At 49.1% G+C, this 13114-nt stretch carries 7 protein-coding genes; 4 read left to right on the top strand and 3 right to left on the bottom strand.

All coding sequences use genetic code 11. The annotated features are described in order from the left end of the window. Nucleotides 1-184 precede the first annotated feature (184 nt). The 3 genes from secG (at nt 185) to DSZ37_RS14565 (ending at nt 3504) form a co-directional block, all read left to right on the top strand. Nucleotides 185-442, top strand: a complete 258-nt coding sequence (gene secG, locus DSZ37_RS14575) for a preprotein translocase subunit SecG (RefSeq protein WP_109727613.1) — start codon at nt 185-187, stop codon at nt 440-442. Between the two features lie 87 nt (nt 443-529). Beyond that, nucleotides 530-2701 (top strand): ribonuclease R, encoded by a 2172-nt coding sequence (gene rnr, locus DSZ37_RS14570; protein ID WP_109727612.1) that lies wholly within the window; start codon nt 530-532, stop codon nt 2699-2701. Then, nucleotides 2701-3504, top strand: coding sequence for a hypothetical protein (locus DSZ37_RS14565; protein ID WP_109727611.1), 804 nt, complete (start codon nt 2701-2703; stop codon nt 3502-3504). The genes rnr and DSZ37_RS14565 overlap by 1 nt, the downstream gene beginning before the upstream one ends. A 251-nt stretch (nt 3505-3755) precedes the next feature. Here DSZ37_RS14565 and DSZ37_RS14560 read toward each other — a convergent pair whose 3' ends face one another. The 3 genes from DSZ37_RS14560 to glmM form a co-directional block, all read right to left on the bottom strand. Then, nucleotides 3756-5552, bottom strand: coding sequence for a Na/Pi cotransporter family protein (locus DSZ37_RS14560; protein WP_109727610.1), 1797 nt, complete (start codon nt 5550-5552; stop codon nt 3756-3758). Between the two features lie 161 nt (nt 5553-5713). Further along, nucleotides 5714-7312, bottom strand: a complete 1599-nt coding sequence (locus DSZ37_RS14555) for a lipopolysaccharide biosynthesis protein (protein WP_109727609.1) — start codon at nt 7310-7312, stop codon at nt 5714-5716. Between the two features lie 422 nt (nt 7313-7734). After that, nucleotides 7735-9120, bottom strand: coding sequence for a phosphoglucosamine mutase (gene glmM / locus DSZ37_RS14550; RefSeq protein ID WP_109727608.1), 1386 nt, complete (start codon nt 9118-9120; stop codon nt 7735-7737). A 374-nt stretch (nt 9121-9494) separates the two neighbouring features. Here glmM and DSZ37_RS14545 point away from each other — a divergent pair, with 374 nt between their 5' ends. Continuing rightward, nucleotides 9495-13109, top strand: coding sequence for a YfhO family protein (locus DSZ37_RS14545; protein WP_109727607.1), 3615 nt, complete (start codon nt 9495-9497; stop codon nt 13107-13109). Nucleotides 13110-13114 lie beyond the last annotated feature (5 nt).

Genomic DNA, 13114 nt, shown 5'->3' with positions numbered 1-13114 from the left:
ATGAAGCTGCTCTTTTTTGCCATTTTTACATTACTTGTATGATTTCAACAATTTTGCCCCGTTTTTTTGTCTTGCTTTTTCGATAAAACCCCTTGCAAATCCTTGCAGTCTGTGATATAATATTAAAGCTAATTGAAATATATCGGCTTTTGCCGTAATCCATACTTTTTCGGAGGTAGTTTTTATGTCAACTTTAGAGATCATCGGCGGTATCGTCATACTCGTCCTCAGCCTTTTAACCATCGTTGTCTGCCTTTCACAGGAGCAGAAATCACAGGACAGCATGACAGCTGCTCTCACAGGTGCAAGCGCTGATTCCTTCTACGGAAAGAACGAGGGAAGAACAAAGGAAGCCATCCTCGCCAAGATCACAAGAGTTATGGCGATAATCCTTTTCATTGCTGTACTTGCGGTAAACATCGTACCGATCTTCACAAAGTAAGAAAAGAAGCTGCCCTGTGACTCAAAGTCATGGGGCTTATTTTTTGCTCCGCTATACTGCGGATAAGTCACGACACAAGGAGAAAATATGTCAGAAAAGAAGAAAAAACAGTCCGACAAAAAGGGCAGCAGCCCCGTGTCGGTGGAAAGCTACAAAAATAAAATAGTCACCTTTCTGAAAGCCTACGGAAAGAAGTCCATGCCCCTCAGCGAGCTTGAGTCAAAGTGCAGGACTAAGAAATCAGGCAGGGAGAACTTCACCGCCGCATTTTCCGAGCTCCGCACGGAAGGTGTTGTCATGATGAAAAAGGGCATGAAGGCTGCACTGTGTTCCCGTCTGGGAGTTTACGCAGGCGAAGTCACCAGACTGAGCCGCACCTTCGGCTTCGCCGTCACAGACGAGGGCGTGGAGTACTTTATCCCCGGCAAGTGTATGCTGGGCGCAATGCCCCATGACAGGGTGCTCATCTCCCCCATCGCTTCAAGGTCGGGCGAGCCCGAGGGCGAGATACTGGATATACTGGAGTTCGGCAGCTCTCAGCTCACAGGCAGGATAGAGTTCGAAGACGGTAAGCCCTACCTCGTACCCGATACCGCCTCACGCAACCATATCATCATCGTCCGCGAGGAGAGCATCCCCTTTGAAAATGGCGACAAGGTGCTGGCGGAGATAGTCTACCGCGGCAGACGCCATGCCGAGCACAAGGTCAAAGTCACTCTCGTATTCGGAAGCTCCGAGTATGCAGCCTCCACAGCTGCTTCAATATTAGTGACACACGGTGCTCCCACAGCCTTCCCCGAGGAGGTGCTGAAAGAAGCCCGTAAAATAGCCGAGGGCGGTGTTCAGGAGTACAGCTTCAACAACCGCGAGGACCTGCGTGATATGACCATTTTCACCATTGACGGTGCAGAGTCCAAGGACCTCGATGACGCAGTCTCGGTCGAAAAGACCAAAAAGGGCTACCGTCTGGGAGTCCACATCGCCGATGTCTCGCACTATGTCAAGGGCAACAGCGCCCTCGACAAGGAGGCTCTGCTCCGCGGAACAAGTATCTACTACGCAGACAAGGTCATTCCCATGCTGCCCAAGGAGCTGTCCAACGGTATCTGCTCCCTCAATCCCAATGAGGACAGGCTCACCCTGTCGGCTTTCATGGAGCTGGACAAGGAGGGAAATATGCTCTCATACCGCTTCTGCAAGAGCGTTATCCGCTCACGGGTAAAGGGCGTCTATTCCGAGATAAACCGTATCCTCGACGGTACCGAATCCGAGGAAATCGCGGAAAAGTACTCCGCGGTAAGGAAGAATATCGACCTTATGAACGAGCTGGCGGACAAGCTCATCGCAAAGAAGCAGCTCCGCCACGCTCCCGAGATAGAGACCACGGAAAGCAAGCTCCTCATCGGTGAGGACGGTATCTGCTATGATGTACAGCCCCGTGAGCGCGGCAAGGCTGAGCGCATTATCGAGGAGTTCATGCTGACCGCAAACGAAGCTGCCGCAAAACTGGCAAAGGACAAAAAGGTGCCTTTCGTGTACCGTATACATGAGGCTCCCCCAGAAGCAAAGGCGGAGGCTCTCCACGAGCTGCTGCCCAAGTACGGCTTCGAGTGCCCCCATTTCAGTGAGTTCAAGCCTGCACACGCGGCTAAGATACTGGACAGCGCAAGGGGCACGGACAAGTTTGAAGCCGTGAATATGCTGGTGCTCCGCTCCATGGCTAAGGCTAAATACTCCAACGAGCCCCTCGGTCATTTCGGACTGGTGCTGGACGACTACGCACACTTCACCTCGCCTATCCGCCGTTATCCCGACCTTGCCATTCACCGCATAATCACCGATATCCTCGCGGGCTACAACAACGAATGGCTCAGCAAGCGCTATGAAGCCTTTGCGCTGAACGCCTCGGAGCGCTCCTCCGCTGCGGAGATACGCGCTGTCACCATTGAGCGCGAGTGCGAGGACTGCTACAAGGCTGAGTATATGAAAGCCCACCTCGGCGAGAGCTTCACTGCCAAGATATCGGGCGTTACCGAGTTCGGCTTCTACGCGGAGCTCCCCAACACGGTCGAGGGACTTGTCCATATAAGGACGCTCCCCGAGGGCGAGTATGACTACTCCGAGCCTGTTTCACTTACCGAAAAGTTCAGCGGCGTTTCCTATACACTGGGTCAGACCGTTCAGGTGGTCTGTGCAGCGGTAAACGTCAGCGACGGCACTATTGATTTCGTTCTCGACGACGAACAGGAGGATGACTGATGAAAAAGCTCTTATCACTCATAGCGGCAGCGGCTGTTGCCGTGGGAGCTGTCTCATGCAGCAGCAAAAAGGCAGGAAGCTCCTCACAGAGCTCCAAGGCTGAGACTACCGAGGCTGTCACCACCGCGCAGCCCGTGCCTGCCGACCACTCCCAACAGACCACAACAACGGCACCGGCTTCCACAACTGCGGCTGCTGAGACCACTGTTGTCACCACTTCCGCTGCTGAGGAGACAACTCACCAGCCCGACCCGCTGGGCGGCGACGCCTTTGAGTACAACGATGACGGAGCCGTAGTCTTTGAAAAGCCCGTCGAGGACTCAGACGACAAGACTCTCATAGCCGCTGCTCAGGCGCTTTTCGAGTCAGCAGGTCATGTGCAGATGCTCTTTACCGTGGGCTGCCCTTTTAAGGTGGACTACGATAACTATATCGAAAACAGCTTCGGATGGCAGTTCTACCGCATAACCGAGAGCGGTATCAGCAGACTGAGCGACATAGAGGACGCCTACTACAAGGTATTCAGCAGACGCTACCCCAGCAGTGAGCTGTCGGAGCTGTATATCGAGAAAAACGGAGCAGTCTACGCTCTCTGCGGCAACCGCGGCAGCAATATCTACTACTCATCATCGAGAGTAACGGGCATAAAGTCAAGGACCGACGATGAGATAGTTTTCACCGTTGAGAATTACTACGACGGCAGCGACTTCGGAGACGAGTCCTACACCGAGACCGACGATTTCTCGGTGGTCATTGAAAACGGCAATGTATGGAAGGCAGGACAGTTCACACTTCCGTATTAAATTCAGAAGCCCTTAGCCTTTAGTCCTTAGCCGTTAGTCCTTAGCCATTAGCCATTAGGAAGCGGCTTTGCCGTTTTATTATCATACGAAACCTGCTAAGAGTAAATAGTTATGGTGTCGCCTTCGGTGACGTTTAATAATGTAAGCGAAGCGAACACATTAACTATTCACTATTAGCGTTTGCGCTAAACAAACATAATGCCCCTGAGTGCTTTTCAGCGCTCAGGGGCAAATTTTTTACTTCGGTAAGCTTATTGTGCCTTTATCTCTGTGCTGCCCAGTCGGCGGAAATATTCCTCAGCATACTCGCGGTATTCGTTGCGGAACTGCTCGTCGTTCTCCTTTACATCGTGGAGATAAGCATGGAGATTGGTCTTTTCGTCTGTCTCGATAAGACAGCCCGCAATGTTGGAGCAATGGTCGGAAATACGCTCAAGATTGGTGAGAACGTCTTGGAATATATATCCCAGCTCTACGGTACATTCGTCGTTCTGGAGACGGCGGATGTGCCTGTTCTTGAGTTCTGTGCTCAGGTTGTCCACCACTTCCTCAAGAGGCTCTACCTTATGGGCGATGGCAAGGTCGTTCTGAACGTATGAGTCGAAAGCCTTGTTGATGTTCTCTTTGATAGCGTCGGTGATGACGATTATCTCGTTCACGCACTCCTCCGAGAACCTTATGCCCTTGTCGTGCATCTCCTGTGCCGATTCCACAAGGTTTACGGCGTGGTCGGAGATACGCTCGAAGTTGCCCACACAGTGCATCATCTTGGAAACGCTTCGGCTGTCCTTGCCTGTTACACTGCTCTTGGATATCTTTATGAGATAGCTGTTTATCTTGTCCTCAAAACCGTCGATGATGTCCTCATTCTCGATGACTGCATCGCAGGTGTCGCCGTCATACTCAACAAGGAGCTTCAGCGCCATATCGATGGTCTCTCTTGTGAGCTCTGCCATCTGTACAGTTGCGGTAAGGCAGGTATGAACTGCTACAGCAGGGGTCTTGAGCAGGATATCGTCCAGACCCGTAATGGTTTTCTTTGAATCCTTCTCCTTTTCTTCCTTGCCGTCCTTGACTATTATTCTCGCAAGCTTTACAAGCTGATTTGAGAACGGGAGGAGAAGAGCTGTCACGACCAGATTAAATACCGAATGAGCTACCGCTATTCCCAGATATCCTATTGTCCTGTGGAAGAACTCAAGGTCAAACACATACTGAAGTATCATTACAATGGGCAGAAGTATGAGCGTTCCGATCACCTTGATAGAAATGTGTATGCAGGCAACTCTTTTTGCGTCCTTGCTTACACCGATACTCGATATAAGTGCGGTCACACAGGTACCTATATTAAGACCCATGATTATCGGTATAGCCATACCGTAGGTAAGACCGCCCGTTGTGGAAAATGCCTGAAGGATACCTACAGAAGCTGCCGAGCTCTGAATTATACCTGTAAAACCTGCGCCCACGAGAACTCCCAGCAGAGGGTTGTTGAAAGCTGTCAGAAGGCTCTTGAACTTTTCGGATTCTGCAAGGGGAGATACCGACTCTGACATAAGAGTCATACCTGTCATTAATATTGCAAATCCGATGAGTATATTGCCGATATCCTTCTTTTTATGCTTTTTGCACACCATTATCATTATAACACCTATAAGTGCAACGATCGGTGAGAAGGATGTGGGTTTAAGTATTCTTATGAACGGATTGCTGCTCTCTACACCCACAAGACTGAGTATCCATGCTGTAAGAGTAGTTCCGATATCCGAACCGAAGCATACTCCCACCGTCTGTTCAAGTGACATTATGCCCGAATTGACAAGTCCTACCAGCATTACTGTCATAGCCGATGAGGACTGTATGGCAACAGTGACGCCAAGACCAAGAAGTATAGCTTTTATTCTGTTTTCGGTCATTTTTTTCAGGGCTATCTCCAGCTTACCTCCCGTAAGCTTTTCAAGTCCTGTTGACATTATCCTCATTCCGTAAAGGAAGAAGGCAAGTCCTCCTAAAAGTGTGAAGATGTTAAAAATAGAAAATTGTTCCATAATTCTCTCCTGTTTGTCATTTTTTGTTATTTCCCTCATTTATAATTATAGCCATAAAGTGCCGCAAGTCAATGATATTTCCCTTTCTTTAACGTGGATTTAACATTTCACAAAAACAGAAAAGCGCCCCCGTTTATTTACGGGAGCGCCTGAAGATCGGCTTATTTTTTCTTTTTATTGTTGCTTTTTACGACCTTTTCAGCCTTTTCCTTGATCTCCTCGGCTTCTTCCTCGATAGCGTCGATGACGTCTTCAAGGTCAGCTTCATCGTCCTCGTCATCATCATCTGAATCTGCACCTGCCTTTGCAAGTTTCTTCCTGTTGTCTGACTTGAGAGCCTTGAGGAATGCAATAGCAAAGTAGATCATGAATATGAGAGCCTCGATGATGAACAGGGGCTTGACAGCAGATTTTACTGCCTCGCCGATACCTGCTCCTACCGACTTTGTTGCGGGGATAAGGATGTTGTAAGCGTTTGCGAACTGAACATTCTCATAGTAATCATCGGCAGTCTTCTCTGTAAGGTCAACGATATTTGCGACCTTCTCGCTGAGAGCCTTGATATCAGCCTCTACCTGTGCAACATTATCCTTGGAGCTGTTCTTGTTGTTCTTGAGAGCATCACGTCTTGACTCATAGAACTTGATATCCTGCTTTGTCTGTGCAAGATTTGCTTCAACGCTGGTCTTCTGTCTGAACAGTGAATCGTACTGGTCGGAAGCAGTTGCGTACTGTGTATTGGTCGAATCTGTGCCGTTTCCGAAGATAAGGATGGAGTCCTTTTCGTACTGAGCGATGGAAGTCTCGAGAGCTGCAAGGCGCTCTGCGTATTCGTCCTTGTCGCGGTTGAGGTTCTCTATCCTGTAATCATAGTATGCAAGGGCAGCGTCCTTGTTCTTGGTAACGTTGTTTACCGAGATATATGAAGATATTCTGTCGAGGTCGATGGAGCTTACAGTCTTTGCGTACTCGGAGAGGTCCTTGAAGCTGTAGCCCGTGATGCTTGAACGGAATGTGGTGTTGTCGTCTCTTGAAAGAGAATTGAGGTAGCTTCTTACCTGTCGGAGCGAATCTCTGAACAGGTCTACCTGCTGAGCGTAGTCATAGTTTTCATAATCGGCAACATTTACAGCAGCACCGAGAGGCTCATTATAGCCGTACTGCTCATAGAAGTAATCGCGGTAGTTCTCGAGAAGGGTGTTGAGGACCTCAACGCCTGTCTTTCTGTCGAATCCTGCCTCACCGAAGTCAAAATATACCGTGAACTGTGTGGGGTAATACTTTGTATCCAGCATAGCCTGTGCAGCTGAAAGGCTTCCGCTTGTAGCCTTGTCCATAACGCTGTTGTAGGCTGTCAGCTTGTCATATGCGTCATCGGGTATCTTATAATCGAAGGAGATATTTTTTCTTACGTCCTCTAACTTGTCAAGCTCTATACCAAGCTCTGTGAGAGTTCTTTCAATGATAACGGGATTTTTCATTGACTCTATCTCGAACTTGCGTCCGGCAGGGTCAAGTCCCTTTTCGATATTGGGATATGTAAAGCTTACAAGTGCTCTTGCGGGAGTCTTTACGGAGAAAGTTTTTACAGCCGAAACAACTACGCCGAGTATTCCTGCAATAACAGCAGCTGCGATCCATACAGCAAGGTATTTTTTGAGCTGTCTGATAACAGATGAGACAGATATCAGCATCTCGCCCTTGCTGTCCTCCTGATTCTTTATCGTAACATTGAGGTTACGCTCTTCTTTTTTAGCCATTTTGACCTCCGATATCCTTTTTATTCTTTATTACGGCATAGCACGCCGTAATAATCATTATAGCACTAAAAAAGCTCATCGTCAATAGGGAAAAACAAATTCCTGATATTTGCATAAAAAGCTGTTCTCAGCCCTTTTTCCCTTTAACAAAATACACCAACATAGTATAAAGCTCCGATAAACAGAGAATAGTGAAGAGTGAATAGTTATTGTGAGCGAAGCGAACACATTTACTCTTCTCTCTTCATTATTCACTTTTTCACTATTCATTCTTAGCAATTTTTCGTCTGATAATAAAACGGCGAAGCCGATTCCTAATGGCTAATGGCTAACGGCTAAAGGCTAAGGGCTAAAGGCTAAATGCTCAAATCAAAAAGCCCCTCAGTGCTGTGAAACACTAAGGGGCTTTTGCTTATATACTATTATAATATATGACCCTTTGTTCTGATGACGTTGACAACTCTGTCAACGCAGCTGCGGCATACGGACTCGTCCTTAGCCTCGACCATTACTCTTACAAGGGGCTCTGTACCGCTTTCGCGGACGAGTATTCTTCCCGTGTCGCCAAGCTCTGCGGCTACCTTGTCAACCTCTGCGCGTACATCGGGGTCAGCCTGAGCGGCTGCCTTGTCCTTGACCTTTACATTCTCAAGCACCTGAGGGTACACAACGAAAGGTGCAGCAAGCTCGCTGAGCTTCTTCTGGCGTGACATGATGACCTGCATCATCTTCAGGCTGGTGAGTATTCCGTCGCCTGTGGAAGCGTACTTCGAGAAGATGATATGACCCGACTGCTCGCCGCCGAGACAGCAGTCATGCTCCTTCATGTATTCGTAAACGTACTTGTCGCCAACAGCGGTCTTTGCATACTCTACGCCTATCTCGTCAAAGGCTCTGTACAGACCGAAGTTGGACATTACCGTGGTAACGACAGTGTTATTGATGAGCTTTCCGCGCTCCTTCATGTATCTTCCGTAGATATAGAGGATATGGTCGCCTGTGATGACATTTCCCTTTTCATCAACGCAAAGGCAGCGGTCAGCGTCTCCGTCATAGGCAAAGCCTGCGTCCAGTCCCTTTTCCACAACGAACTTCTGGAGGTTCTCGATATGTGTGGAGCCTGCGTTGTTGTTGATATTTGTGCCCGAGGGCTCTGCATTTATAACATAGGTCTCGGCGCCGAGAGCGTCGAATACCGACTTTGCAATGTTCCATGCCGCACCGTTAGCGCAGTCCAGACCTATCTTCATGCCTCTGAATGAATACATACCGAGAGAGATGAGGTATCCCACATAGCGGTTTCTTCCTGAGATATAGTCCACGCTCCTGCCTATCTTCTCGCCGTGAGCAAAGGGTATCTCGCTCCAGTCCTGACCGAAGGCATTGAGCTTTCCGTCCAGATAAGCCTCAACAAGGTCGATGACCTCGTCTTCCATCTTTTCGCCCTGACCGTTTATGAGCTTGATGCCGTTATCGTAATATGGGTTATGGCTGGCGGATATCATTATTCCGCAGTCAAAGCTGTCAACTCTTGAAATATAAGCTACCGAGGGTGTGGTAGTGACATGGAGGAGGTATGCGTCCGCGCCCGAAGCTGTGAGACCGCCTACGAGAGAGTATTCAAACATATAGCTTGAGAGGCGCGTATCCTTTCCGATAACTATGCGCGGAGCGCTGTCGTCGCCCTTTCTTCTTCTGAGCTCTCCGTAGTACCAGCCGAGAAATCTTCCCACCCTATAAGCGTGGTCGGCTGTGAGGTTCTCGTTAGCAGTGCCTCTGAAGCCGTCTGTACCAAAATACTTACCCACTGTTAATTATCTCCTTATATAAATGATATGATATATTAAGTCCTGTAAAGGCTCATAACATTTTAATTATAGCACTTTGCACCGAACTCGTCAACGGTTTTTAAAGAATATTCACAATAATAGTTGCCATATGACTGTAATGGTCGGCGCTTCTTTATATTATACGTTCAGGACAGCCGTATCTCTCACCCCATATGCAGAAAATATTTCACGAAAAATAATCCTGTTTACGGTAGGTTTTTACTATTGCAAAAGGTAAAGATTTGTAGTATAATAGAGAATAGTATAAAATTGGGCATTATGCCTTTACGGCGCTGTCAAGCAGCCTGTGCCGTAACGGCGTCTTCCTTCGCCCGAACAAAGGAGGAACAGAATTGGCTAAGTCAACCGCTGCGGGCGCTGCAACAGTTAGCTCCCGCAAAAAGATCGGCAGTAAGAAACCTGCTGTAACTGCCGCAGACATCATAGCCGAGAAGAGAGGGAAAAAGATCAGACCGCTTTTTTATGTAGCATCCTTCCTGATACCCTTCCTGCTCACGCTGATAGCATATATCGGCTTTGGCGTCTATCCATTCGGCGAGCGCTCTGTGCTCACCCTCGACCTCAATGGTCAGTATATCTACTACTTTGAAGCACTCAGAAGAGACTTCTGGGGCGACGGAAGTGCCTTCTACAGCTGGAGCCGTAACCTTTCGGGCGGATTCATGGGTATCATAGGCTACTACCTCGCAAGCCCATTCACACTGATAATCATGGTGCTGCCGAGAAAAATGATACTCGAGAGCATGATGATAATGCAGATGACAAAGGTGGGTGCCGCAGGTCTTACCTTCAGCATCTACGCACAGAAGTCCAAGGGTCTCAAGCCCCTTCAGTCCATTGCATTCTCAACTATGTACGCCATGATGGCTTATGTGGTGATACAGCTCATCGACCCCATGTGGGTGGACGGACCTGTATTCCTGCCGCTGATAATCCTCGGCGTTGAATATCTGGTGGACGACGGACGAAAGCTGAATTACATCATACCTACGGCTATGATGTTCGTTGCGAACTTCTATATCGGCTTTATGATAGCCATATTCATCGCACTTTACTTTGTTTACTATGTGTTCTTCGGGACCAACCGCAAGTTCAAGGGCATAGAGGACTACGGCAAGACCTTCGGCACTATGGTGTTGTCAACAGTGATAGTCCTGTTCTGCAGCTGCTTCATGATACTGCCCGTGTACAATGCTCTGGCGCTGGGTAAGTTCGACTTCTCAGTACCCGATTACAGCTACAAGGCAATGTTCAATCCCCTTGAGCTGGTACCCTGTCTGCTTCCCAACCAGTACTACTCTGTAAACGTGGACGAGGGTACACGCTTCTACGGACGCCCCGAGATCTACTGCGGCGTTCTCACATTCGTGCTCATCCCCCTGTTCTTCATGAACAAGAAGATAAAGCGCAACAAGAAGGTCGGCTATGGACTTATGGTCTTTGCCCTCCTCTTCAGTATGTATGTAAAGCCCATCAACATGCTGTGGCACGGCGGTCAGGACCCTAACTGGCTCCCTTACAGATACTCATTCCTTCTCTCATTCGTGCTGGTATCCATGGCGGCAGAGACATTCTCAAAGCTGGACGGCTACAAGATGACTCCTCTGAGCGCAGGCATATCCGCTGTTACCGTAGGCGGCCTTACCGCCGCATTCTGCGGAATGATGAAGAAGTTCAACTACAACGAGGAAAAGTACAAGTATGTTGCCATCACCCCCTATAAGGCAAAGCTTGATACCCTCGATACTACCGAGCAGCTCTGGCTTGGAACCATCGCCTTCGGTCTCATACTGGGCGCTATCTACCTCATCGGTGTGTATATGTACAGCCACACCAAGACCAAAAAGGCAAGAAATGCCATAACAATAGTAATGGCTTGCCTCATCTTCTTCGAGACAGGCTATAACTGCTTCGACTCCTTCAGAAAGATATTCAAGGAAGTCGGCAACTCAGGCAAGTCCACCTACACCGAGATCATCTCTGCTCCCGATGTGGTAAAGAAGCTTGAGGAATACGACGGCGGCTTCTACCGCGCTGAAAAGACCTTCGACAGAATGGTAAACGATCCCCTTGCATACAACCTCAGGGGTATCTCTCACTCCAGCTCGGTCATGAACGCAAGAGCTATCACATTCATCGAGACTATGGGCTACTTCACTCAGAGCTTTGAGTCCAAGTACCGCGGAAGCAACCCTGTTGCAGACTCTATCCTCGGTATCAAGTACGTTCTCGATGATCCCGCAAGAACAAACATCAGCAACAATCTCCTCGATGCCTCCTACATCAAGCGCTTCGAGGCAGAATACACAAAGGACAAGAATGTCCCCGCACATATCGATGTTTATGAGAACCCCAACGCTCTCAACATCGGCTATATGGCTGACGACGACATCATGGAGCTCTCGGGTCTCGGCAACGACAACCCCTTCAACAGCCTGAACAACTTCCTCAGCGCTATGACGGGCAACACCCCCAGCTTCCAGACAAATCCCATAGTGCCCAAGCAGTACTATGTTCCCCTTGACTACACCGTAAACTACGACGACTCAAAGGTTTATCTCCACGATTACTTCAACGACCCCGACGGCGACGGAAACGGTACTATGCACGACTGCTATGAAGCTTTCGCAGGCGTTAACGACGCTGTTGTAAACGTTGACGTAACTGTTCCCAAGGACGGCAACATCTATATGCACCTCGGCTCCGAAATGAGACGTCAGTGCAACGTATGGGTAGCTGTCAAGGGCGAGGACGGAGTTTACAGAGGTCAGACCACAGGCACCGAAGCTTATGACGGCTACGGTCAGTACTTCACCACCAACTCCTCACCTATCGTAAGAATGGGTCCCTTCAAAGCAGGCGACGAGGTAGAGATAAGACTCACTATCCCGCCCACAGGTCCCAACAACAACTACACAGGTCAGAACGAGTACATCATGGTGAGAAAGAATGCAGGCTTCAACTTCTACTACCTCGACGAGGAAGCATTCACAGAGGACATCACCAAGCTCAAGGCTAACCAGTGGGAGATCGATATGGACAAGACCAACGACCGTCACCTCGTAGGCGAGATCGACGCTCAGGACGGTCAGGTAATGGTAACCACCATCCCCTATGAGCCAGGCTGGAAGATACAGATCGACGGCAAGACCATCGAAAACCTCGTTGTTGAGGAAACTACCGACTCAGGCGCCAAGGTGCTCAGAAACAAGCAGGGCGTCGAGGGTCAGGTGGTAGTGCTCGGAACTCTCATAGGCATACGCCTCCCCGCAGGTCACCACACTGTTTCCATGAAGTATACTCCTCCCGGATTCAATATGGGCGTAGTTACACTTATTCTCGGCATCATCGCTCTGGTACTGTTCTACAGATACGACAAGAAGCACAACAAGGTCCTCATCGCAAGAAAGAAGAGGAATGAGCTTTTCAAGAACAAGACCGTTGATGAGATAGTTGCCGAGCTCAACAAGGAAGCTGAGACTTCAAAGAGCAAGAGCAAGAAGAAGAAAAAGCCCAAGCCCGAAAAGGCTGAGGGCAGCTCCGAGGACACCGAGGAAAAGACCGAAGCCGCTGAGACCGAGGCAAATGCCGAGGAGAAGCCTGCCGAAAAGTCCAAGAAAAAGGCAAAGGCTTCGCTGGTAGTTGCGGTCCCCGAGTCCGATAAGGAAGAAGCCGAGGAAGCCGTTAATGACGCCGAAAGGTTCATCAGGAACGCCGACGCTTCCCTGAAAGAGGGCATAACCGAGGCGGCAGATGAGGCTGAGGAAACTGCCAAGGAAGCCGCTGAAGAACTCGCCGAAAAAGCCGAGGACATAAAGGACGAGGCTGAGGATATCGCCGAGGAGGTCTCCGAGGCGGCAGAAGATGCTGCTGAAAAGGCTGAGGGCACCGTACACCATTCGGCTCCCAAGAAAAACGGCGGCAAAAACAAGAAGAAAAAGAAGTAATACCA

Source organism: Ruminococcus flavefaciens (genome assembly GCF_900116855.1).
GTDB lineage: Bacteria > Bacillota > Clostridia > Oscillospirales > Ruminococcaceae > Ruminococcus > Ruminococcus flavefaciens_R.
The sequence above is the reverse complement of the archived record's forward strand: the minus strand, read 5'-3'. Positions and strand labels throughout refer to the sequence as shown.

Bases quoted from the DNA above. Each gene is read 5' to 3' on its own strand.
- DSZ37_RS14565 (WP_109727611.1), top strand. From the start codon at position 2,701: ATGAAAAAGCTCTTATCACTCATAGCGGCAGCGGCTGTTGCCGTGGGA.
- rnr (WP_109727612.1), top strand. From the start codon at position 530: ATGTCAGAAAAGAAGAAAAAACAGTCCGACAAAAAGGGCAGCAGCCCC.
- secG (WP_109727613.1), top strand. From the start codon at position 185: ATGTCAACTTTAGAGATCATCGGCGGTATCGTCATACTCGTCCTCAGC.
- DSZ37_RS14560 (WP_109727610.1), bottom strand. From the start codon at position 5,552: ATGGAACAATTTTCTATTTTTAACATCTTCACACTTTTAGGAGGACTT.
- DSZ37_RS14555 (WP_109727609.1), bottom strand. From the start codon at position 7,312: ATGGCTAAAAAAGAAGAGCGTAACCTCAATGTTACGATAAAGAATCAG.